The sequence below is a fragment of the Pseudomonas sp. R84 genome, assembly GCF_009834515.1.
Classification (GTDB): domain Bacteria; phylum Pseudomonadota; class Gammaproteobacteria; order Pseudomonadales; family Pseudomonadaceae; genus Aquipseudomonas.
In genome coordinates this window covers 3,424,153-3,447,419 of record NZ_CP019426.1, presented here as the reverse complement: position 1 = coordinate 3,447,419, position 23,267 = coordinate 3,424,153, and the positions used below count along the sequence as shown (strand labels likewise).

General features: G+C 57.2%; 22 protein-coding genes. 14 read left to right on the top strand and 8 right to left on the bottom strand.

The window, feature by feature from the left end; genetic code table 11:
• Position 1: 1 nt before the first annotated feature.
• Genes PspR84_RS15225 through PspR84_RS15215 form a run of 3 tightly spaced genes read right to left on the bottom strand, consistent with a single transcriptional unit; the run spans position 2 to position 3,099 of the window.
• Entirely contained in the window at positions 2 to 844 is an 843-nt protein-coding gene (locus PspR84_RS15225; RefSeq protein ID WP_160057920.1) for a carbohydrate ABC transporter permease, read from the bottom strand.
• Positions 841 to 1,803, bottom strand: coding sequence for a sugar ABC transporter permease (locus tag PspR84_RS15220; RefSeq protein WP_160057919.1), 963 nt, complete (start codon positions 1,801 to 1,803; stop codon positions 841 to 843). The genes PspR84_RS15225 and PspR84_RS15220 overlap by 4 nt, the downstream gene beginning before the upstream one ends.
• Before the next feature lie 21 nt (positions 1,804 to 1,824).
• The gene (locus PspR84_RS15215; RefSeq protein ID WP_160057918.1) at positions 1,825 to 3,099 is read right to left on the bottom strand and encodes an ABC transporter substrate-binding protein; all 1,275 of its coding nucleotides are present in this window, start codon (positions 3,097 to 3,099) and stop codon (positions 1,825 to 1,827) included.
• A gap of 166 nt (positions 3,100 to 3,265) precedes the next feature.
• Here PspR84_RS15215 and PspR84_RS15210 point away from each other — a divergent pair, with 166 nt between their 5' ends.
• The 3 genes from PspR84_RS15210 to PspR84_RS15200 all read left to right on the top strand — a co-directional run bounded on the left by PspR84_RS15210 (position 3,266) and on the right by PspR84_RS15200 (position 6,207).
• A complete protein-coding gene (locus tag PspR84_RS15210; protein ID WP_160057917.1) occupies positions 3,266 to 4,831 on the top strand; it encodes a carbohydrate porin in 1,566 nt (521 codons plus the stop codon).
• Between the two features lie 93 nt (positions 4,832 to 4,924).
• The gene (locus PspR84_RS15205) at positions 4,925 to 5,674 is read left to right on the top strand and encodes a TIM barrel protein (RefSeq protein WP_160057916.1); all 750 of its coding nucleotides are present in this window, start codon (positions 4,925 to 4,927) and stop codon (positions 5,672 to 5,674) included.
• Positions 5,675 to 5,802: 128 nt separating this feature from the next.
• Positions 5,803 to 6,207: a thioesterase family protein gene (locus tag PspR84_RS15200; protein WP_160057915.1), complete on the top strand. Its 405-nt coding sequence runs from the start codon at positions 5,803 to 5,805 to the stop codon at positions 6,205 to 6,207.
• A gap of 239 nt (positions 6,208 to 6,446) precedes the next feature.
• Here the strand turns inward: PspR84_RS15200 and PspR84_RS15195 are convergent, their stop codons facing one another.
• Complete coding sequence (locus tag PspR84_RS15195) at positions 6,447 to 7,391, bottom strand: hypothetical protein (RefSeq protein ID WP_160057914.1); 945 nt, start codon at positions 7,389 to 7,391, stop codon at positions 6,447 to 6,449.
• Between the two features lie 117 nt (positions 7,392 to 7,508).
• On the opposite strand from PspR84_RS15195, the gene PspR84_RS15190 reads away from it, so the two are divergent.
• From PspR84_RS15190 to PspR84_RS15160, 7 genes are all read left to right on the top strand, one after another.
• The gene (locus PspR84_RS15190; RefSeq protein WP_202982140.1) at positions 7,509 to 7,826 is read left to right on the top strand and encodes a Shedu anti-phage system protein SduA domain-containing protein; all 318 of its coding nucleotides are present in this window, start codon (positions 7,509 to 7,511) and stop codon (positions 7,824 to 7,826) included.
• 99 nt (positions 7,827 to 7,925) lie between these two features.
• Positions 7,926 to 8,618, top strand: coding sequence for a hypothetical protein (locus PspR84_RS15185; protein WP_160057913.1), 693 nt, complete (start codon positions 7,926 to 7,928; stop codon positions 8,616 to 8,618).
• A complete protein-coding gene (locus PspR84_RS15180) occupies positions 8,542 to 10,014 on the top strand; it encodes a hypothetical protein (protein ID WP_160057912.1) in 1,473 nt (490 codons plus the stop codon). Before PspR84_RS15185 ends, PspR84_RS15180 begins: the two co-directional genes overlap by 77 nt.
• Before the next feature lie 379 nt (positions 10,015 to 10,393).
• Positions 10,394 to 11,662: a hypothetical protein gene (locus PspR84_RS15175; RefSeq protein WP_160057911.1), complete on the top strand. Its 1,269-nt coding sequence runs from the start codon at positions 10,394 to 10,396 to the stop codon at positions 11,660 to 11,662.
• A 459-nt stretch (positions 11,663 to 12,121) separates the two neighbouring features.
• Entirely contained in the window at positions 12,122 to 12,553 is a 432-nt protein-coding gene (locus PspR84_RS15170; protein WP_238785111.1) for a hypothetical protein, read from the top strand.
• A 149-nt stretch (positions 12,554 to 12,702) separates the two neighbouring features.
• Positions 12,703 to 13,131 carry a hypothetical protein gene (locus PspR84_RS15165; RefSeq protein WP_150776153.1) on the top strand — a complete coding sequence of 143 codons (429 nt, stop codon included), beginning with the start codon at positions 12,703 to 12,705 and terminating at the stop codon, positions 13,129 to 13,131.
• A gap of 432 nt (positions 13,132 to 13,563) precedes the next feature.
• Positions 13,564 to 14,499: a LysR family transcriptional regulator gene (locus PspR84_RS15160; protein WP_160057909.1), complete on the top strand. Its 936-nt coding sequence runs from the start codon at positions 13,564 to 13,566 to the stop codon at positions 14,497 to 14,499.
• Here the strand turns inward: PspR84_RS15160 and PspR84_RS15155 are convergent.
• From PspR84_RS15155 to PspR84_RS15140, 4 genes are all read right to left on the bottom strand, one after another.
• Positions 14,484 to 14,930 (bottom strand): heme-binding protein, encoded by a 447-nt coding sequence (locus PspR84_RS15155; protein ID WP_160057908.1) that lies wholly within the window; start codon positions 14,928 to 14,930, stop codon positions 14,484 to 14,486. The genes PspR84_RS15160 and PspR84_RS15155 overlap by 16 nt on opposite strands.
• Before the next feature lie 11 nt (positions 14,931 to 14,941).
• Positions 14,942 to 16,291: an amidohydrolase family protein gene (locus PspR84_RS15150; RefSeq protein ID WP_160057907.1), complete on the bottom strand. Its 1,350-nt coding sequence runs from the start codon at positions 16,289 to 16,291 to the stop codon at positions 14,942 to 14,944.
• A gap of 184 nt (positions 16,292 to 16,475) precedes the next feature.
• The gene (locus PspR84_RS15145; protein WP_160057906.1) at positions 16,476 to 17,633 is read right to left on the bottom strand and encodes a prolyl oligopeptidase family serine peptidase; all 1,158 of its coding nucleotides are present in this window, start codon (positions 17,631 to 17,633) and stop codon (positions 16,476 to 16,478) included.
• 59 nt (positions 17,634 to 17,692) lie between these two features.
• On the bottom strand, positions 17,693 to 18,655 hold the full coding sequence (locus PspR84_RS15140; RefSeq protein ID WP_160057905.1) for a LysR family transcriptional regulator: 963 nt from the start codon (positions 18,653 to 18,655) through the stop codon (positions 17,693 to 17,695).
• 257 nt (positions 18,656 to 18,912) lie between these two features.
• Here PspR84_RS15140 and PspR84_RS15135 point away from each other — a divergent pair, with 257 nt between their 5' ends.
• The 4 genes from PspR84_RS15135 (at position 18,913) to PspR84_RS15120 (ending at position 23,257) form a co-directional block, all read left to right on the top strand.
• Positions 18,913 to 19,854 carry a VOC family protein gene (locus PspR84_RS15135; RefSeq protein WP_160057904.1) on the top strand — a complete coding sequence of 314 codons (942 nt, stop codon included), beginning with the start codon at positions 18,913 to 18,915 and terminating at the stop codon, positions 19,852 to 19,854.
• A gap of 14 nt (positions 19,855 to 19,868) precedes the next feature.
• Positions 19,869 to 20,231, top strand: coding sequence for a Rieske (2Fe-2S) protein (locus PspR84_RS15130; RefSeq protein WP_160057903.1), 363 nt, complete (start codon positions 19,869 to 19,871; stop codon positions 20,229 to 20,231).
• 134 nt (positions 20,232 to 20,365) lie between these two features.
• Positions 20,366 to 21,502 (top strand): FAD-dependent oxidoreductase, encoded by a 1,137-nt coding sequence (locus PspR84_RS15125; protein WP_160057902.1) that lies wholly within the window; start codon positions 20,366 to 20,368, stop codon positions 21,500 to 21,502.
• Positions 21,503 to 21,559: 57 nt separating this feature from the next.
• Positions 21,560 to 23,257 carry a DUF1302 domain-containing protein gene (locus PspR84_RS15120; RefSeq protein ID WP_160057901.1) on the top strand — a complete coding sequence of 566 codons (1,698 nt, stop codon included), beginning with the start codon at positions 21,560 to 21,562 and terminating at the stop codon, positions 23,255 to 23,257.
• Positions 23,258 to 23,267 lie beyond the last annotated feature (10 nt).

Genomic DNA, 23,267 nt, shown 5'->3' with positions numbered 1-23,267 from the left:
ATCAACCCTTTAACGCGCCGGCAGTGAGACCGGAAACGATTCGGCGCTGGAAAATCAGCACCAGAATCACCAGTGGGACGGTGACCAGCACCGAGGCAGCCATCAACAAGCCCCAAGGCAACTCATGGGGGCTGCCGCCGGAAATCAAGGCGATGGCCACCGGCACCGTGCGTTGGCTGTCGGTGAGGGTGAAGGTCAGGGCAAACAGAAACTCGTTCCACGCGGCGATGAAGGCCAGCAAGCCCGTGGTGACCAATGCGGGCCAGAGCAGCGGCAACAGCACGCGGGTCAGCGTCACCCAGGGCGACGCACCATCCATGATTGCCGCTTCCTCCAGCTCATGGGGCAGTTGCCCCATGAAGGTGGTCAGCACCCAGACGGTGAAGGGCAGGGTGAAAATCGTGTAGCTGAGGATCAACGCCCACGACGTGTTGTACAGGCCCAAGGCACGAATCACTTCGAACAGTCCCGACAGTACCGCGACCTGAGGAAACATCGACACGCCAAGGACCAACATCAACACCGTGCCACGTCCACGGAATTTGACCCGGCCCAAGGCATAGGCAGCGGTCAGGCTGAGGAACAGCGCCAGCGTCACCACGCACAGCGCAACCACCAGCGAATTACCGATCGCTCGCAGGAATGAAGCCTGGTGGAGGACCGCCGCGTAATTGGAGAAGTTGGGATTTTCGATCCAGTAGCTCACCTCGAACAACGCGCTGGAGGGCTTCAGCGAGGTCACGATGGCGTAATAGAAAGGAAAAACCGCATACAGCAGCAACACCCCGATCAGGCACCAGAAGCCGAGGCGCAACAGCGCTTTTTTCAGCAGGCGCGGGCTCATGCGCGGACCTCCAGTTGACGGCGTCCGAGGTAGAGATAAAGCATGGCGATCACCGCGACCACCAGAAACAACAGCGTCGACGCCGCGCTGCCGTAACCGACGTCCTGGAACTCCACCAGGTGCTGGCGGGCATACACCGACATGCTCATGGTGCTCGACGAGTTCGAGGTCAGCACATAGATGACGTCGAACACCCGCAGGGAATCGAGGATGCGGAAGATCGCCGCCACCAGCAGTGCAGGCATCAACAGTGGCAGCGTGACGCGCCAGAACACCTTCAGCGGGTGAATGCCATCGACCCTGGCCGCTTCGTAGCAATCGCTCGGCAACATCTGCAAGGCCGCCAGCATCAACAGCGTTACAAAGGGCACGGTCTTCCAGACGTCAACGATGATCACCGCCCACATCGACAGGTCCGCATCTGCCGTCCAGGCCAACGGGGCGTCAATCAGGCCGAGGCTGAGCATCAGGTGATTGATGATGCCGAACTGGTCGTTGAGCATCCATGACCAGATCTTCGCCGAGACAATCGTCGGAATCGCCCACGGAATCAGAATCAACGCCCGCACCAGAGAACGGCCGGTGAACTTGATGTTCAGCAGCAACGCCACCAACAGCCCCAGCACGACCTCCAGTCCCACCGAGACCACCGTGAAATACAACGTGTTGCGCACCGCATTCCACCACTGTGGATCGACGAGGATGCCCGACCAGCCGGAACCGCTGAACGACAGATAATTGCTCACGCCTATGAAGGTTGCGCCACCGGTATCCGCCAGGCTGGCGTCGGTCAGGCTGAACCAGAAAGTGCGCAGCAACGGCCACGCTGCCACCAGGGCCAGGCAGATCAGCATTGGCGTCAGAAACAGCCAGGCGGCGCGCACCCGGCGACGTTGTACAGGCGTTTCCCTCGCGAGCAGCAGCTCGTCAAACGGGGCATGGGTCGTAGAGACAGACATGGTGATTTCCTTCCTTGTGGCTTACCAGTTCCGGCGTTTGATGCGCGTGAGTTCGCTTTCCAGTTCGGCCAGTGCCTGATCGACGGGCAACTCGCCGGCCAGCACGCCATGCACCCGATCGAAGAACGCATTGGAGACCCGTGGATAGCGCTCGGCGGTGATGGCGGCGGGGCGCATGACCCCAGCGTTGAGAATGCTGTGCAACTGAGCGTAATAAGGCATGGCCGCGAGCAACTCGGGATCTTGATACAGCGACTCGATCACCGGGTTATAGCCGCCTTTCAGCGCGCGACGTTTTTGCTCTTGGGCACTGCTCAGGTAGCTCACCAGCTCGGCGGCAAGTTTCGGATGCGTGCTGTAACGCGATACCGCCAGGCCCCAGCCACCGAGGGTAGAGGCATGCTCGCCGGTCTCGCCGCCGCGGGGCAGGGGAGCGACGCCGACCTGGTCTTTTACGGCACTGTCCTGGCTTTGCACCAGGGCCCAGACATAAGGCCAGTTACGCATGAACAGCGCATTGCCTGACTGGAATACGCCACGTCCTTCTTCCTCGGTGTAATTGAGCACGCCACGCGGGGAGATATCTCCGACCCAGCTTTTCGCCAGGGTCAACGCCGCTCTAGAGGCCTGGCTGTTGACCACGATGTCGCCGCGCTGATTGATCAGTCCGCCTTGCGGCTGACTGCTGATCCATTCCAGCGCATTGCACGTCAGCCCCTCGTAGGCACGTCCCTGAAAAATATAACCCCAGAGATTGGCGTTGCCGGCGTTGCGCTCGGCCTGTTGCACATCCCTGGCGGTAGCGGTCATTTCCTCCCACGTCTGGGGAACCTGTTTGTTGTATTTCTCAAGCAAGTCCTTGCGGTAATACAGCAGCCCCGAGTCGGTGAACCACGGCATCGTCACCAGCCGTCCGTTGACCGTGGCGTTATCGACCTGGGCCTGGAAGTAGCCTTGGGTCGCGTTGGCGGAAAGCACTTCACGCAGATCCATCAGGTGTTTGGCCAGCATCCCCGGCCACACCATGTCGATTTGAATGATGTCGATGTCGGTGGACTGCGCACTGAGGATCTGTTGGTAGAACGACAACCTCTCGGTCGCCGAGTTAGGCGTGGAGACCACCTCGACGTTGTTGCCAGTCTGTTTCGACCATGCCTCGACGGCCTCCTTGCACAGCTGCAACTCCGCACCCACCGCACCGCAGGAGATCGTCAGATCGGTTGCGTTCGACACGGATGGCAGTGCGGCAGACAGGGTGATCAATGCGACTGGCAGGAGCGATTTCAGGTGTTTCATCGAGCGTCCTTTATTTTTGTTTTTAGAAAAGTTAACGTTAACATCGCCAAATGTAGCAGCGTATTTGCGAGGAGGCATCCTTTTTTTGTCGTTTGTGACAACTCGCCATTTACACAAAAAAGGCAATTGCGGCAACCAAAAAATAAAAACAAAACAGGGAATCAACATGCAGAAAGGATCAAGCTGGCTACTGGTCGGCGTGCTCGGCACATCGGCGGCGGCTTCTCAGGCCGCGACGCTGGAAGAGCGCATGGCCGCACTTGAAGCCCGTGCCAGCGCAGCGGAAAAGCGTGCAGCCACGGCCGAGCAGCAGACCCAGGCGCTTGCCCGGGAATTGCAGCAGATCAAATTCGCGACGCCGCCCTTGCAACCCGTTGACTCTAACGCAACAGCCATTTCGGCGCCTGCTCTGGACACCCGACTGGCAAAACTCGAAGCCCGTCAGCAAAGCCTGGAGAAGGAGGGCGGTGCCGGAAACCTCACCGATGGGTTCAGCTTCAACGGCTATGCGCGCTCCGGATTGCTGGTCGACGAGGGGCTGGGTGGCGGGCGTGGCGGCCCTTATACAACGCCGGCCGGCTCGGTGGGCGGGGCAGTCGGGCGACTCGGCAACGAGGACGACACCTACATGCGTATCGACCTGTCGAAAGAGCTCTATGCGCAAAACGGTACCCGTTCCAAATTCACCGTCTCCATCGCCGACGGTGTGGAAAGCTCCAATGACTGGACGGCCGACGAAAGCAACCTCAACGTACGCCAGGTATTCGCCACGCTCGACCATGTCGCCGCGTTCAAAGGCAATTCAGTGTTAGAGAACGCTGCGTTGTGGGCGGGCAAGCGCTTCGATAGAGATAATTTCGATATCCACTGGCTGGACTCCGACGTCGTTTACCTCGCCGGCACTGGCGGTGGAATTTACGATGTGCAGATGAACCAGCATTGGCGCTCGAATTACTCGTTGATTGGGCGTAGCTACGGGGATTTCAGTCAAGGCGGAATTAATGCCGACGTGGAAAGCTACATCCTGACCTCCAACCAGTTCTTCGAGGATGGCCAGTGGCAGTGGATGTACAACGCCATCGGCGCAAAGAAAAACGATGTCGGCACCCGCACCAATAAAGCCGGTTTGACGCCTGCGGATTCCGGTTTGCACAGCATGCTGGCCAATCACCAGAAAAGCTTTTTCGGCAGGGAAGGCTTCTTCAAAACGGCGCTGCTTTATGGGCAAGGTCTGGGGGCCGAGGTCAAGAACGTTGGCTCGGATGGTGAACTGATCGACGATGCCCGCGCGCTGCGTCTGGCGCTTTACGGTGAGACCCCGCTGACCTCTGACTGGCGCATCGGGCCCAGCTTGCTGGCTGAACAGAGCAAGGATCGATACGTTAAAGGTGACGACTACCGCTGGCTGACTCTCAACGTGCGCTTGGCCAACAAAATCAACAGCAACTTCGAAATGGCCTACGAAATGAGCTGGCAAACCATGAACCTCGACCCCAAAGGCTATCTACAACGTAATGCGGTCGATGGTAACTTCTGGAAGTTCACGGTCGCCCCGACATTCAAACTCGACGTCGGCGATCTACTCACGCGTCCGGAGTTGCGAGTGTTCGCCAGCTACATGAACTGGTCTTCGGATCTGGACAGGTTCAGTACTAACGACTCCTTTGGCATGTCCGACTTCCAGGCGGGAGGGGTGTGGCAATACGGTATACAGATGGAAACCTGGTTTTAATTGTTGAACGCACTTGCGATAGTGCAGTGCTGGAGCGGCGAAGGATACTCCAGGCTGATGATGTCGTTTCTTCCCAGGATGGATGATTACCCAATGCTCAAGTTCAATGCTCATCTCGGTTTCCAATTCAATGAATTGCCTTTTCTGCAGCGCATCGAAGCCGCCGCAGCCGCCGGTTTCCGGGCAGTTGAATTCCCCTCGCCGTATGAATTCGACGCCAGTCTGCTTGCCGACCATCTAGCCCAATACAGTTTGCCGTTGATTCAGTTCGCCGCCCCGGCTGGCGTGACCAAAGGCATCGCCGCGTTACAGGGCAGGGGAGAGGAGTTTCGTGACGGGTTGCTCCAGGCCGCCCGCTACGCAAAGACCTTGGCGTGTGCGGATGTCCACATCATGTCGGGCGTTACCACGCAGAATGACGCTGAGCGAACCTACGCGGGCAACCTGGAATATGCGGTTAAGTACTTGGAGGACCAGGGGCTGCGGCCGCTGATCGAAGTGATCAGCGCGCAGGCGATGCCGGGCTATTACATGTCTGGCTTCAGCAAGGCGCAACAGGTACTGGAGACCTTCCCGAGTGTCGGGCTGATTCTTGATCTTTACCATGCCCAGCTTTTGACCGGAGATGCAGCCGATGTGTTGGCCCGGTTTTATGACAGAACCGTGCACGTGCAAATTGCCGATTGCCCGGGTCGTCACGAGCCAGGAACGGGGAGTATCGACTTTGCTGCCTTGTTCGAGGCGCTGGAGCAACGCGGCTATGCCGGATGGATCGGGTGTGAATATCGTCCCTCTGACTCTACCGTTGCGAGTCTTGACTGGATCAAGCAGCTGAGTGCTTAGGTCCCAGGTGAAAATCTTTGAGTCGCTGATATGGGGACAATCGCCGCCATCAAAGGCAGAAGCCCTTGATGGCCGAGCGAGAAGAACTCATCGATATCGGCCTGACGTCGACGAGTAGGGGGGATTAAATGCCTGATGCGGTTTTTGTATGCAGAACTATTTTGTTCGGAGATTGTGATCCGGCAGGGGTGGTTTACACCCCGCGATTCTCATATTTTGCTGTAGAGGCCATTGGTGTAGCACTCGACAGATGGGTAGGGGGGCCGGGGCTTAGGGCTGTGATGAGTTTTAATATATTGCCGCCGGTGCGTGCGATGTCGATCGAGTTGCTGGCTCCGGTGACGTGGGATGACGAATTGACTATTAAAGTCAGCGTGGCCAGGTTGGGGGAGCACTCTTTTACTTTTTTGGTTGAGGGGTTTATCGGCGAAGGCGTGCTGTCATTTACAGCGAATGTCACACACGTTTGTGTATCACCGGAAAGTAAGGAAGTTGTATCCATTCCAGCTCCGTTGCGAGCGCTTCTTTCATAGACGATCAGACTGACTCAACAAACGTTCGGGGGGCTGTCGAGTGTCCGGTTGTGGCCAAAATCTACCATTCCTCACCGGGAGCTATGGGCGATTGCGGCCTTGGTGACCGGCAGCAATCGGCCAAAAGTGGTCGTTCCGTCAGGCCGATTATCGATCTACGCGTATGTGCAGTTTTGTCGATATACGGCCTTGTGCAATCAACGTTCTGAAACAAAATAAGTGTCACTAGAAACGTGTTCTTAGAGGCGGACTGAACTGAGCACTTTAAGACGGCCTTCTCCGCTGCTGAAAATCCAATCTTTCTCAAAAACCTGACCAGAAGTAACCATGGTTGGGAGATAGAAAACGATTCCGTCTTGATGCCCAGCACTGGCGATCAGGCTCTCAAGCTGAACTAACATCGACTTGTAAGTGCGAATATTTATTCTATTCTTGATCTGCACAACTACTGACTGATCACCACTCTTCACTAGGATATCTGCAACAAACTTCTGCTTTTCCCCACCAATTTGAGCCTCAGACAACACTTCCGCATCAGGAAGGATAGCGGACAAAAAACCCGCTACAGACCCTAGCCACTGAGGGTAAGAGTTGCTCTCCAATTCCTCCAAGGAACGAAGGGTAAAATACGATTTAAGGGCCTCAGTAACACGCCCCAAAAGATCCCCATCCGAAAAATCGAACTTGCTTTTTATCGTTCGAGCCAATAATTTTACGGCTTCCTCTTCTCGTTCGCGTGCCAGCTGTAAGGCCATCTCGTCAACAAGAAGGCATGAGAACGCTGTTACTGACACGATGGCAAGGAAGGCTTCACTTTCGCTGAAGTCAAGCTTGTGATCATGAGTCGAGGGGTTTCTCCACTCCTGTCTGTAGTTAGTAAATTGATCTAGTACTCTCTTTCTGAATACGTTGGATTTGCTAAAGAATTGTTCAATATCAAATATTCGCGCCTTATCAAGATTTTTCTTGGCTAGAACGCCGTAAGCCTCTTTGAGGCCACCTTCGAATGCTTGATTTGTTCTATACACAGCATCAGTGAATGCCGAATCATCTGCGTCCCTTCGCCCCCTTTTCAAATGTTTATCAGCCACTTCTACGTGCGCAAGCATCGCCATCAATCCAGGCATATGATCACCTGCACCAGCTTGCTCAATCTTTCCTCGAAGGGTTGCAATAATATCCATTAGTTAAAAGTGCTATATCCATTAGTGAGCTAAATAATTGGCGTCGCATTATTCGCCAATTGTGTCGGGTAATGTTACGTGCTCTTAACCAATTGAGTCGAGCGCTAGAAACGCGACATGAGCAGAAGAGGAAAAGCGAAAAGACCTTGCCCGAGGCCAAAAAGTCACCGGCAGTGTGGGGCCGTTTCGCAGGTGTTGTATCAGCAGAGCAAGCTTCACGAAAACTGGCTCAACCATCGGATTCGACCGGAGCTGCAGGACTCGCGCCCGGACGCCATCAAATGCGTAGTCGTCACCGGCATGCTGCCCCAGGAAGAAATGCAGCGCCAGAGCCTGGATGTGTTCCGCAATGCGTGCAAGAACGTGGAAGTCATCACTTTCGACGAATTGCTGGGCAAAGTGAAACTTTTGTCAGATCATCTGGCGCCACGCTAGGAGCTGCTGAATGAAGTGGCAGAAGAAGACCTGGCATTCTAGGAATGCCGGATGAAGGGCTCCCCCTTTGTCAGTACGATTGAGAATTAAGGAAGATTGATGAGTGCCGCCCCAAAAGAGCCGCGCAAGCGATTGAAAGAGGCCATCGAAAAGTTCGACCTTCCCGCGGCGCTCGCAGCCCTGGAGGAAATGGAAACAGATAAGGTAGCTGCCGTTCTCGACGAGAAGATGGCGCAACCAGGTGCATATCAGATACGGGGCAATCGCTCCAAACGGAACAAGTTCTACGACGCGCTTTTGAGCTCATCCGTCATGTCGGGTGAGCACGATTCGATACGCCCATATGCCAATGAAATCAACGAAAAGATCAAGAAGATAGAGAAGTGCTTCGACGAAATTCGGGATTCATTGCCAAAATGCGACATCTCCCAATTTACTGGAGACATCCAATTCTGGAGTCATGTCGCGCGCGCGTCGTGCGAGTTGGCTGGGCTCGATAGCGCCGGAAATAAGGAATGGGGAAAGATTGAAGCGAAGCTTAAGGCGGGTATTCCGACTGCGATTCCTGAAGCGTTGATGGCGCAACTTGAACATGGCGGAATCGTGAATGTCGACGCGGCTTATGGTGGCATCGTAGAGGCGCTCAGCTTGACATTGAAGATGCTTTCCTTCGAGCAAAAGCTGCTTCACGATGGCAAGCTGGTGGCCCCCCGCAATGCCCGCGATTACCGACGACCATGTCTACAAGGCTGGCTCAATCCAGCTCTATGCGGTGTCGTGGAACGCCCTTGAGAATGCCGCCAACCGGACCCTATTTTTCGGTGGGGAAGTCGGGAGTGTGCAGGATGCGAAGGTATCTATTGACCACTTCCCGGCGGCATTTCATGCCAAGTTCCCGGACCCCATCTTCTTCTACCGTGAGCTGACCGAGGTCGAAGCTTACGACTTCATGGCCAACCGCAGGCTGCACACCTGGGCGATGCAGAATACGATGTTGATGGCGAATGGGACGGCGTTACGCGGAGCCGTCATGAAGGAAGGCGCGGCAGTGCCTGGGCTGACCGCAGGCTTTGTCTCTGAGGACGAGGGCATTACGCTGACGAAGCTATCAGAGATTCTTGCCTATGATGTTTTCGAGGACCAAGAGCGCTTCCACGGACTGACCTTGCGCGAGTGGGTGCGAGGATACTATGCCCTAGGGCTGATGGCCGCGGCGAAGCAAGACGACTCCTGCCTGGTCACGTTCGAAAAAAGTGAGATTGAGCAAGGGTTGCGCGACTACAAGCTTCCAGAAGAATGCATCCCGACCCTTATCCATCATCTGACCTTCGGCCAGGATAGTCGCGACCTGTATGACTCGCCGTTGATTCACTCGGAAGATGGCAAGTACACCTTGTTCGCCAATGTGCTCAAAACCTGCAACGTAACCAACGTGCTGTTCTCCAGGCTGAGCTCTCTCACGACCCAGTTCGACAAGAAGGGCAAAGGGTTTGAGAGCCGCGTCGTGTCGAGCTTCGTCAAGTGGGGATATCCGTGCAAATTTACGAAGTTCAAGATTGATGGTGCCGAGTACGAATACGACGCCCTGGTACTGATTGATGACACCCTGCTGCTCATCGAGTGCAAGAACAACCTGTTGTCGAGTAACAATGCAGTCCAGGCGTTTCGCTATTCTGAGTCGATTGACGAGAACGTCGAACAAATCAAGCGTCTGGAACGCGGCCTGAGAGAACGCCCTGACGTTGTTGAATCGTTGTTCCGCAGAAAGCTCGATGACTTGACCCTGGTGCCCGTGATGCTGAACTCCATGACCTACTCCAGGGGTCCTGTGGAGGGCGTCTACATTTCGGATTGGTCGGCGTTGAGCAAGTTTTTCACGGAGAGCACCATCTCTCGCTTCGGTTTGCAGAATGGCAAGAAGGTAAACAAGCAGACTATCCATACGCTCTGGAAAGGCAAGCGGCCTACTGCAAAAGAGTTGCTTGATTATCTGGCGATGCCCATCCAGTTGAAGTTGATGGGCAAGCACCTGCGCTGCAAGTATTTCGATCGTCCGATGTCCGAGAGCTCAATCTTCTTTGCGCAAGAGCTGGATGTCGATGAAGAGAAGATGCTCAAGGCCCGAGGGGTGCCCCTTGCCAAGAAGGCTGGCAAGAAGAAGATCAAGACGCGCCACAAGAAGCGCTGAGGGTCACGTCGCAGAGGTTGGCAACTGTCCCATGAAGGCGCCTGCGAACGGTGGATAGGCTGCGCGGGGGCTGGCACCCGCGCAGTGCGGCGTACCTGTGCCTTGCCACTCGGGTAGACCGACAGCAGGTTCCGGACCGACCTGGAAACGATTACGCCTGCGTAAATCAACCTGAACGAAGCGTTCTCGACAGCATTCTGCAGTGGCGTCGAACTGCATGCTGTGCTCCTTGCGAAAAAACAATCACGATTACTTCTATTGGGGATGAACCAGGCAAGGCTAGAGGCTTCCAGCGAAAGTCTGCTTCTGGTCGGATGGACCCCGAAGAGAACCGGGAGCCCAGCTCCGGCATTAGCTAAGCGCTTTGAATGTGAGGCTTATGGACCGCTTAGAGTTAAAATGCGTCTTCACCCACACACTACCCCTCATATTCAAGGATTTGTCCGGCATGGATGTCACCATGATGCAACACCCTGTGGGCCAGGGCGGGCTTTTTTCGGGCCAGATTCAGCTCGGTAACGCAAAGGCTCGTTGGGTCTACGATTGTGGGTCCAACCAGATGGACCGTTTAGGGCAGGAGGTCATGGGGGTCGCGAATGGCGGCCACGTTGATCTGCTTTTTCTTTCGCATCTCGACAGCGACCATGTAAATGGTGTTGATCGTTTGCTTGCATTGACTACTGTCGGCGAAGTCGTACTCCCTTACCTTTCTGCGTTGGAGTACGCAGGAACTGTTGGCCGTGATATCGCAACAGGCACGCTTTCCGTTACGTTTCTGGAGTTCTTGGCAGACCCAGCCAAGTGGTTGATCAGCCGAGGCGTCGGTACTGTAAGTTATGTTCATTCGGTCGATCCCGAGAAGCCAGGTCGGGATGAGCGTGTGACGGAACAGGAGGGCGAGCGTTCGGAGGCCTTCTCCGATCAGGATCTGCGAGTAGCGTGGCCTTCCTCGGCTGTAAAAAAAAGAGCCGCAAAGAAGGGGACGGTCCAGGACATCGCGATCGGAGGTGCCCTCAGCGTCATGACGCGAGCAGGACAGGTCAACTGGGTGCTGGCGCCTTTTGCACACAAGCCTCCCAAGTCATATACAAAGGGTTTCACAAATGCCATCGACAAGGTGTTTGGAAAAGGTCTCACAAGATCGGCGATTGCGGGCTATGCGAGGACGGCAGATGGGCGAAAAAAGCTCAGAGAATGCTATGACCATTTCTGGGAAGATCACAACCTGGTGTCCATGTCGCTTTATGCTGGTCCGCGCGCCACTCCTGTGATCTCTACGATGGAAATGCCATTCAATCTATGGAAACGGCCAAGCCCAACCCTTCCTCGCGAAATAGGTTGGTTGGCGACAGGCGATGCTCATCTGGCGCGCTTTGGGCGCTATAGAGCATGGTCTGAATTTTTCAGCAGTTACGTGGAGCGTGTCGGCGTTCTGGTATTGCCACATCACGGCTCCTGGCATAGTTACAATCCCCTGTTAGCCAGCAGTTTTCCGAATTTATATGCGTGCTTGGTGGCGGCGGGGCCTAACCAGTATGGCCATCCGGATTCTAGGATCTATAAGCACGTGCGCGCGCGGCGTTTGCTTAAATGGCATCACGTCAGCGAGCATCCCGACAGCGGCTTTGGTTACCGGGCGAATATCTGACTAAGCGGAGCGTATCGGGCATGTGCTTTCGGTAGGTCCTTCGTAAACTCACGAACGAGAGCGGAGGGCACAAGCCTGTTCGCGCTATGGCCATCATCACTTGGTTGCTTTGTAAGCGCTCCATAACCCCCCACCAGATTCAAGATGGATTGTGCGCTCAGCTAGAGGCAATCCTGAACTGGAAGGGGCATCGTGGTGCGCCGATACACGATGGATCGTTGAGCTAGCATGGTGTACATCGTCGAGTAAGGAATGGAGTGGCGGCTTTTGGCCGCTTTCTGCCTCTCGCGACGGGTAGAAAACGGCCAGAAGCGGACGTAATAGCGTTTGTGTAGTATCTGCCTCTCTTCCATCCTATATGAGATGCCGATGTCTAGCCGACACTCCCCATCCCCTACAAGAGCTGTCCTAGACCTGCAAAACGCACGTTCGCTTTTGGGAAAACGGCTGAGCGTGCTGATGCACGACCAGTACTATTTCAACGACGAGAAAGATCTGGGAGACACAGGTTCTCTAGAGTGGCGTTTTGGCGAAGGAGAAGTTCTATCCATGTATCTCTTGAGTGATGGCGAGAGAGTTGGTGCGGACTTGTTTCCTTCTGATACGCCGACTCCCTTCGAGATAGAGCCAAACGTGACCTGCTCCTGGAAGAGGGAAAACCTGCTTGCGGATCTGTCAGCAACCCACCTTGAGAACACAAAAATTTGCGCAGTTGAGGGAATTCTTGACTCTTTCAACGGACAAGAGCCTTGGCTGGCCGGATTCAGAGTTACGTTCGAGACCGGTGACTCGTTGATCTACCTTAACCAGGGCGACGATGCCGTCGTATTGATTAATGCGCTACCGCCAGTAAGTGTAGGCCTCGAAACCCGCTTCGTTACCTCAATTTAATGACAGCTATGGGTCGACTGCGGACCTTCCCAAAGACAGCAATCGGCCAAGAGCTGACCGTCAGCATACTCCCCTCAAAGAACTCCTGATCTATAGTCACTGAAGAGTCCATAGGGCGCGGTAAAATTCAACTCGCAGGGAGCGTATGAATGACTCGATTGCAAACACTCAAGTTGATTCAGATAGCCATTGCCCTTCCAGCCTATACCGTACCTTCAAGCACTACATTCGTCTTCACTCTTTGGATCACCATCACCTCGACGATCAACCTGTTCACCTCACAATCCTTTTCAGGTTGGGGCGTGATCATGTTGTGGCTTCTGGTGTCGCTGTTTTCGCAATGGGCATGCTGGAGCATTTTTTCCGACTCGCTGGAGGACAGCCCCTCCGTGCAACACCTGCCACTACTTTTACTTGGGGTTTTGTTAACACTGATTCTAGGTTTGAGTGCCTGGGTCCTTTTTCACATAGGCCTAATCTGGCTTATGTGCGGAACACAAGGCATTGCAGCCGGTGTGCTTTTGACGATCAATTGTGTAAGAAAAAGACGTCAAACTGGCGACATGCTCAGTGAATGAGTTCATCAAAGTGTCGGCCCTCTGCAGAGGGTGGAGGCGTTAAAGCAGATTTCTCTATCAGCCCATGCAACCGTTCGGGTGCGTGAGCGTCTGGTCAAAAGACCCCATTCCCGAGCGGTTGCTTCTGGCCGACTACCGTCATCCACGAGCATCGATTTTCGAGCAACCTATAAGTTGCTCTCGATCAAAAGTGATCGCAGGGCTTTCGCTTACCTGCTGGATCCTCGATGGTGCGTGTTGACCTTTCTATTAGTGGCTTCCCTTGAGTAACTAATTCACGCCCAGTGGCGCTTGGTATCTGCGTAAACGATACCTTCTAACCAAACACGCGATTGGCGCATTGCTACACAGCTCGCTAAGGTCATGATTCGTTTTTGATCCTGCCCGCAAACCGGGCGCAAAGACGTCATCATCACCTTCAGCGGAACCCACATGCGATATCGACGCCTCGACCTTAATCTCTTGGTTGCGCTGGACGCTTTGCTGAGCGAATGCAGCGTCAGCCGGGCGGCCGAGCGTCTGTGTCTGGGACAGTCAGCGGCCAGTTCGGCATTGGGTCGCTTGCGTGAGCATTTCAATGACCCGTTACTCGTGCAAGTGGGCCGACGCCTGGAACCCACCGCGTTGGGGCAGACGTTGCTGCCCAAAGTACGTGCGGCGTTGGCACTGACCCGGGAGATCGTCGACGCGCCGCTGAATTTTGACCCGGCGAACTGCGATCGGCACATCACTCTGGTAGCCTCCGATTACGTCGCCGATGTGCTGCTCCCAGCGGTCAGCCGTGTTTTGGCGCGTATCGCTCCGGGTATTCGCTTGAGCCTGCGCGACATGCCTGTTCCACGCGACGGCGATGTCGTCAGCGAAGCGCTGGATTATCGGCGCAGTGATTGCGTGATCGTGCCGCAACGACGGCTGAATCCGGCCTATCCCCATGTGCGGCTCATGACTGACCAGCTCTGTTGTATCGTCTGCGCGCAACAACCACAGTTTGCCGAGCAGCTGAGCCTGGCCGACTTTTGCGGCGAGGCGCACGTGGTGCGCGAATTTGCCAACGGGCAAAACCTGGCAATGGATGCCGTGCACCTGCATGAACTCGGCATTGAGCGGCGAGTGGCGGTGACCGTTGAAAGCTTTGTGCTGATGCCGCAATTCATTGTGGGTACCGCGCGCATTGCCACGGTGTTTCAACGACAGGCGCAGCGCTTCGTCCAGCGTTATCCGTTGCGCATTCACCCGGCACCGCTGGCGTTTTCCGAGGCCGTTCAAGTCTTGCAATGGCATCCCTATCAAGAACATGACCCGGCCATGCAGTGGTTTCGCGGCCTGCTCCTGGAACAGGCTGCGTTACTCGATCAACCCTCTGTCTGATCGCCGCTGTCGGCGACCAATCCGGCTTTGGCGATGGCCAGCAATGCGCAGCGTTCGTCGTTGTCCGAGGTATCGCCACTGATGCCGATGGCCCCGAGCACCACGCCATCGGCATTTCGAATCAGCACGCCGCCCGCCACGGGAATCACCTCGCCGCCGGTCAAACTGTTGATCGCATCGAAAAACGCCGGCATGGCTTGTGCGCGCCGCGCCAGTTCACGTCCGCCAAAACCCATGCCCAGGCAACCGCGTGCCTTGCCGGTGGCGATTTGCGTGCGCAGGAAAGTGGCGTCTTCGTCGCGCAAGATCGCCAACGGATGGGCGGCGGCATCCAGTACGGCAACGCCAAGCGGTTTGATCCCGGTTTCCCGAGCGATGCGGATGGCATCGCTGGCCATGTTCGTCGCAGTCAGTAAATCAAGTCGTTGCATGGCATCTGTCCTCATACGGCCCACTTGCCCAGTTGGGCCACGCGGTCGCGGGTGTAAAGATCGGTCCATTTCAGCGAGTTGAAATCGGACACTTGCTTGGGGTTGTAGGGGCTGCGATCCATGCGCACCGGTTGGCCGGCCTTGTAAACGGCCTTCAGGCGCGAACGATCCTGAAGGATGCGAATGTCGTTCAGCGGTGAACCGTCGAGCACGAGGAAGTCGGCCTGCTTGCCCACTTGCAGCGAGCCAAGGGTTTCGCCGCGCGGCATGCAGCGCGCACCGACAGCGGTCGCGGCGTATAACGCTTCGGCCGGGGTGAATCCGAGCCGGGTCACCAGCAGTTCCAGTTCACGGGCGTGCCATTCGCCGTAGGGCGTCACCGCAAAACCGCTGTCACTGCCGCAGGCGAACGGAACACCCGCCGCTTTGGCGCGTTTGAGTACCGCCGAACCGACCTCCAATGTGCGAGCACAATAACCGGCATAACCGGTGCTGATCGCCGGATCATGGGGCTGGCAGAAATCCACGGTGTTTTGCGGGAATGTCATGGTCGGGGCAAGGATGCTGCCGGCTTCAAGCAGCGCCTCGATGCACGCGTCGTCCATGTAAAAGGCGTGGAAAACCAGATCAACGCCGGCGCGCGCCGCGTACATCACGGCTTCGCGACCGTAGGCATGGGTGGCGACCTTGCAGCCCAGACGGTGTGCTTCCTCGACCATTTCGAAAGTCTCGTCGGCGGTGAAGGCCGCAATGATTTCGCCGTTGGGACGGCGGTGCGTGCCGTCCATGGCAATCTTGATCAGATCAACGCCGTCCTTGGCCTGCTTGCGGATCTCCGCGACGGCGTCGCTACGGCTGGTGACCAACTGCGCGGTGAAGTATTCAGGAGCGCCGACCCGACTCGGGAACCAGTCATTGAGACTTTGGCGATTGGTGATGACGCGGCTGCTCGCCGCGATCCTCGGACCTTCAAATAAACCAGCGGTCACCGCGTTGCGCACGGCGATGCTGAGCTGGCCGCTGTCGCCGGGGCAGACCATGCTGGTGACGCCGGCGGCCAGCACGTGTTGTGCGAAGAACATCCCGCGCAACGCGCGAAATTCGTCGCTGGTCCACAGATCAATGTCTTCTTCGCTTTGCGCGTTGCCGAAGGCCAGATGCGTGTGCACGTCCACCAGCCCCGGCATCACGAAATCATCCCCCGCATCCACCTGTGTATCGCCTGGCTGGGGAGCGGGGGCCAGCGCGGTGGGCCCGACGTAACTGAGCAGGCCGTTTTCGACGATCAATGTCTGTTGCTGGCGGGTTTGCAGTCCGCTGCCGTCAAACAGGGTCTGGCATTTCAGGTGCAGGGCAGTCATGGCGTCTTCGCTATGTGATTGTTATGCAAAGAGAGGCTAGAGAGCAGGCGAGGGGACGACCAGCAGATTGCATCGATGGCTGCGCATTGATTGCGTCAATAGCTGCGCCGGGCTGAAGCCACCAACGAAAACGCCGGACAATCGAGAGATTGTCCGGCGTTTTTTTGTGCGTGTTTTTCAGTGATCAGGCGGTACGGCCGCCCAGAGTTTCGGCGATCCAGTCAGCAATGTAATGCCCGGCATTGATGCTGTTGTCGAAGCTCGAATGCTGCACGCCACCTTCACGTTCGGTGAAGACTTTCAGTTCACATTTGGGACTGTTGACCAGTTGTTCGTAGGTGCGATGCGCCCACTTCAACGGAATCTGCGAATCCTGTTCACCATGGGTCACCAGGAACGGCACCTTGATCCGGTCGAGCACGCCATCGAGGTGGACGTTTTCGGCGATGGTCATGAATTCTTCGACGTCCTTGGCGCCCCACACCCAGCAGACATGCGCCCAGTAATGCGGCACCGGGAAGCTGCCTTCTTTTTCCAATCGACGCTTTTGCACATCACGCCAGTCGTGGTTGGCGCCCCAGACGACGCCGCAGGCGAAGCGTGGTTCGAAGGCAACCGCGCGCGGGCAGTAATAACCGCCCAACGAGACACCTTCGAGGCCGATACGTTTGGCATCAACATCGCTTCGGGTTTCCAGCCAATCCACCACGCGACTGGCCCAGTGTTCACTGTCGAATCGTGCGGTCAGGCCATGCAGGCGCAGCGCTTCGCCAGTGCCGGGCTGGTCGATGATCAGCGAAGAGATGCCGCGTTTCGCCAGCCAGGCTGGCAGGCCCACGCGGTATTTCATTTCTTTGGTCGAGTCCAGACCGTTGACCTGCACCAGTATCGGCGCCGGACCCTCGACGCCTTCGGCGCGCACCAGCAAGCCGGAAAGATGTTTGCCCTCGTAGGGGATTTCTACCCGTTCACAGTTTTCACGCGACAGTTCGATGCCGCGCTTGAAGGTTTGCAGGAAGCGTTGATAGAGCTCGGTACGGCCCGGCGCGCCGTGGGCCTGCAGGCGCTCGCAGGTCAGATAGTAAGTGGCGGCGCGGTTGTATTTTTCGCCAGCCGAGAGCATCCGGCCATTGCCTTCGTCTTCCTCGGCCAGACCGCAGAGCTTGTCAGCCATTTTCGCCCAGGTTTCGCGAAAGGCGCGGGTGCCGGCCGCGTCCGGCTGCTTGGCCGCCTCTTGCAGTGGGGCGCACATCTCTTCGATTTCACCCATGCGGGCGCCCATTTCAATGGCCAGGTCGACAGAGAGATTCCAAACGTAGTTGGTCGGGAAATAGCGAAACATGATTATTGTTGTCCTTATGGTTGCCTTGGCATTCCCAAGGCACGTTAAGGATCACCCGGCTAATTGGCCAATCGTGACGGCGGATACGAGGTATCGCGAGATACGATGGGCACGTGTTGCAGATGCTGGATGGATTCGCTGATGCGTTCGCGCAGCCAGCGGTGCATCGGGTCGCCATCAACGCTGCGGTGCCACAACATGTACTCGCGCATGACTGGAATTTTCACCGGCGGCGGCAGGATGCGCAGCGGCAGATAGTGCGCGTAGAGGTTCGCCAGACGCTGGTGCATCGTGGCGATGCGCTGCGTGCCGACAATCAGTTGCGGCAGGGTATTGAAGTCGCTGGTGATCACTTCAATGCGCCGATTGAAGCCGTATTGATTCATGAACCATTCTTCGACGCTCATGTGCCGGGTACGGCCGAAGCCCACCGAGACATGGCCCATCTCCATGTACTGCTCAAGGGTCAGGGTGTCGCCGACTTGCGTATTGCCTTGCCACACCACGCACACGTGTTCTTCCTCGAACAGCAGGCGCGAAGGGTGGCCTTCAATGATGTAACGCTCGGGAACAATCATCAGATCGACCTCGCCACGTACCAGCAACTCGCCGGAATTGTCGCTGGGGCCAAGCATTTCGAAAGTGATGTTGGGCGCTTGCTGATGAATGTTCTGGATCACTTGGGCGAACAGCACGCTGATCAGATAGTCCGAGGTCACCAAGCGAAAATGACGTTTGCTGGTGGCCGGGTCGAACACCGGTTTGGCAGTGATTGAAGACTGGATCGTCAGCAGGACTTCTCGCACCGGTCTGGCCAGTTCCGTGGCGTAAGGCGTGGGCTGCATCTTGCGTCCGACCTGGACCAGCAACTCATCCTCGAAGTAGGTGCGCAAACGCGCGAGCACGCCGCTGGTGGCGGATTGGGTCATGTGCAGGCGTTCGGCAGCGCGGGTGATGTTCTGCTCTTCGAGCAACACATCGAGCGCGACCAGCAGGTTCAGATCCAGATGGTTGAAACGCATGGGCAGGTCCGTTCTTGTATTTATTTTCGCAATACATTCGAACGAATCCATCGGCGCGTCAACCTTCGTCGCAGGTATCGCGTTTGCCGATAGGTCGCATCCCGACTCGCGATTAGTCAGCTGCCAACCCTTGCGCCAATCTTCGCCGCAGTCGGCCCTGCTGCCGACACCACCACCGGTTTCCAGTCAGGCTTGGCGCGCTGCAAGGCGTCCATGGCGACCGTCACCGGATCATAATTTCAATGGAGTGGTAAGCCATGAACATCATTGGCCTTGATGCCCTGATTTTTGGCGTCGATGACATTCGAGCCTGCACCGATTGCCTGCGCGACTACGGCCTTGCGCCGGTCGGCGTTGACAGCAACGGCGGGCGTTTCGAAGCGCTGGACGGCACCGCCGTGATTATCCGTCTAGCCGACGATCCTGATTTGCCGGCGGCGATCGGTCCGGCGCCGTCGATTCGCGAGACGGTCTACGGGGTCGGCGCGATCAGCGATCTGGATGCCATCGAAGATGAACTGGCCCGTGATCGTAGCGTCCGTCGTGATCAGCACGGCGTGCTGCACAGCGTCGACGACATGGGGTTCGCGATCGCTTTTCAGGTCAGCGTACGCAAGCCGTACAGCGCACCGGATGACCTGACCAACGCCGCCGGCCATGCGCCACAGCGGCCGCTTAACCAGCCGGGCATTACCCTCGATATGGGCGCTTTCCCGCGCACTTTGTCGCACGTGGTGTATTTCGTGCCCGACGCAGCGAAAGCAGAAGCTTTCTACGCCGAGCGCCTGGGTTTTCGCACCACCGACACCTTCATTGGCGCCGGGCCGTTCATGCGCCCGGCAGGCTCTGACGATCACCATTGCCTGTTCATGATCCAGACCCCGCCGCACATGAAAGGCTGCGAACACTTCACCTTCCACATGGGCAGTGGCACCGAAGTGCTGCTGGCCGGGACGCGATTCGAGCAAAAAGGCTGGACCAGTTTCTGGGGCCCGGGCCGTCACCTGTTTGGCTCCAACTGGTTCTGGTACTTCAACAGTCCGTTGGGCTGCCACATCGAATACGACGCCGACATGGACAAGCACGATGACGCCTGGGAGGCCCGTCGCGCGCCGCTGTCGGCGGATAACTCGCAGCTGTTCCTGTTCAGCGCCAAAGAAAAATGGGCTCCCGGTGGCCCGCCGCCAAAACTCGGTTGATGGCGGCGCTGATCATGAGCGCAATTTCGCAGCCACTGTGTCGGCTGGACGAATTGGAGGAGGGCCGGGCGCGCGGATTCGATCCGTTGGCGCAGGGACGCGACAGCGTGTTTGCCCTGCGTCATGACCATCAGGTGCGGGTCTATCGCAACCGTTGTCCGCATCTGGACGTGCGCCTGGAGTATCGCAAGGACAAGTTCCTGTCCGCCGATGGCCAGTTGATCGTCTGCTATGCCCACGGTGCGCAATTTCTGCCGGCGACAGGCGAGTGCATCTACGGCCCGTGTCTGGGCCAGACGCTGGAGGCGCTGCCGAGCTGCGAGAAGGACGGCTGGCTGCTGGTGCAAATGCCTGAAGGGTTGCCGCTGCCGGGATAAATCGAGGTATCGCGTACGGCGATACATCGCATCCTTACTCGCGATTAGTCAAATCCCTGCTTTGCCGGGAAGCTTCATCCAACGATGCCGTGCCCGACGCAGCATCGATCACAAGAATAAAAAGAGAGAACACCATGAGTGCAGTGAACAACGTTCTGATCGTGGGCGGTGGTATCGGCGGCTTGTGTGCGGCCATCGCCTTGCGGCGTAAAGGTATCGAGGTCGACCTGATCGAGCTCAAGTCCGAATGGACAGTCTATGGCGTCGGGATTATTCAGCAGAGCAACGTCGTTCGTGAAATGGCCAAGCTAGGCGTTCTCGACGGCTATCTCGATGCCGCTTATGCGTTTGAAGACGTCGCCATCTACGGCCCGGGCGGACAGCAACTGGCGCGCATCCCGGGTCAACGCCTCGCTGGCCCGCAATACCCCGCCAACGTCGGGATTTCCCGCTTGGCGCTGCATAAAGTCCTCAGTGAAACCGCCTTGCAACTCGGTGCCAACGTGCGTTTGGGCCTGAGTGTGGAAACGCTGGACGACAACGGCACAGAGGTCGACGTGTTGTTTACCGACGGTAATCGCGGCCACTACGACCTGGTGGTCGGTGCCGACGGACTGTTCTCGAAAGTGCGCAGCCTGGTCTTCGGCGATGCCTACACCCCGCGTTTCACTGGTCAGTCGGTGTGGCGCTACAACTTTCCCCGCGCGCCACAAATCGATCATCTGGCCAACTATCAAAGCGCTGACGGCAACGCCGGGCTGGTGCCGTTGGCCGGCGATTTGATGTACCTGTTTCTGACGTCTCACGAACCGTCCAATCCGTGGATGGATCCTGCCGATCTGGCCGCGCAGATGCGCCAGCGCCTGCAAGGCTTTACTGGGCTGATCGGCGAGCTGCGTGAGCAAATCACCGACAACAGCCAAGTCGTCTACAAGCCGATGGAAGTGGTGTTCGTTGATGAGCCATGGCATCGCGGACGCGTCCTGCTGATTGGCGATGCGGCCCACGCCACCACGCCGCATCTCGGTCAAGGCGCCGGCATGGCCATCGAAGACGCGATTGTGCTCAGCGAAGAACTGACTCGCGAGCAGTCCGCCGCCACCAGCGTCGAACAGCAGCTGCAGCGCTTCATGGCGCGGCGCTTCGAGCGTTGCAAATACATCAGCGAAAGCTCGGTGCTGGCCGGCGACAAGGAGATGCAGCACGACCGCGCCTTCGATCGCATTGGCCTGGTCAAGCAAATGCTCGCGCGCACTGCCGAGCCGATTTAAGCCCCACCTGCGACGCATCCACAGCAGTTACCACTATAAAAACAAGAGGTTAACGCGATGGTTAGTTCTACGACTGCGGCGCTCGCGCGTCGCCCGGTCTGCTCGTCTGCACCCTTTGGTTTGAGCGTTGCTGCGCTGCTGGTGCTGTGCAGCCAGGCCGCTCAGGCTTTCGACATCGATACTGGCAACCCGGATTTCAAGTTGCGCTGGGACAACACGGTCAAGTACAGCGCTGCCTGGCGCACGCAGAATCCGAGCAGCAAATTGACCGAGGGTCAGGTAGCGCTCAATCAGGACGATGGTGATCGTGCGTTCAAAAAAGGCCTGATCTCCAATCGCACCGACATCCTCTCGGAGCTGGATCTGTCATTTAAGGACTTCGGCGCACGTTTGAGCGCTGCAGCGTGGTACGACAGCGAGTACCAGGGCAACAACGACAATAACGATCCGTCCCGCGCCAACGCACGTTCCGTGGGCTACGACGAGTTCACCGACGACACCCGTCATTTGCACGGTGGTGACGGCGAAATCCTCGACGCGTTCGTCTACTGGAACGGTGAAGTGGCCGACCGCGCAACGTCGGTGCGCGCCGGCCGTCATGGTCTGATCTGGGGCGAAAGCCTGTTCTTTGGCGCCAACGGCATTGCCGGTGGCATGGCCCCGGTGGACGTGGTCAAGGCGCAGTCGGTGCCTAATACGCAGTTCAAGGAAATCACCCGTCCGGTCAATCAACTGTCTGGCACCTTCCAACTGACTGACGACGTATCGCTCGGCGCTTACTACCAACTCGAGTGGGAAGAAACCCGACTGCCCGCCGCCGGCAGCTATTTCTCCACCAGCGACACCATTGGCGAAGGCAATGAGCGCTTGATCGTCGGTGCGCCGTTTCCGGCATTCCTCGGCGGCAACCCGGCCAGTCCCGCCGCGTTTTTCCACGGTAATGACAAGGAAGCGCGCAGTTCGGGGCAGGGCGGTCTGCAACTGAAATACAGCGCTGAGACCGTCGAGTACGGCCTCTACGCCATCCAGTATCACGACAAGACGCCGAAGCTGTATCTGAAACCGTCGACGGCGGCGCCGAACTTCAGCACCGGCCAGATCGGCGAGTACTACTGGGTTTACCCCGAAGACATTCGCGCGCTGGGCGCGAGTTTTTCCACCACCGTGAACGAGTACAGCTTCGCCGGTGAAGCGTCGATGCGCTGGAACATGCCGCTGGTTTCGAACGGTCAGACCGTGCTACCCGGCGGCGTCGCCGACAACGATGATGAAGCGCTCTACGCCGTCGGCCGCACCGCTCACGTCAACCTGAACGTGTTGGCATCGTTTGGCCCCAACTTCATCGCCCGAGAGTCCGGACTGGTCGGCGAAGTGGCGTGGAACCGCCTGCTCAGCGTCAGCAAAAATCGCGCCGCGCTGGACCCGAACGCCACCGATGATGGCCTCGGTTTCAAAGTCGTCTATACGCCGACCTACCGCCAGTTCTTTTCCGGCATCGATATCAGCATTCCGGTCGGCGTCAGTTATTTCCCGCTGGGCAAATCAGCGGTGGTCAGTTCGTTCGGCCCGGACAACGGTGGCGACATCAACATCGGCATCACCGCCACTTACCTCGATCGCGTCACGGCCGGCCTGACCTACACGCATTACTACGGCGCCGAGGACACCAACCTCAACGGCCTCAGCCAGTTCAATTACAAGCAATCGCTGAAGGATCGGGATTACCTCGCCTTCTCCGTCAAGACCACGTTTTAAGAGGACTTGC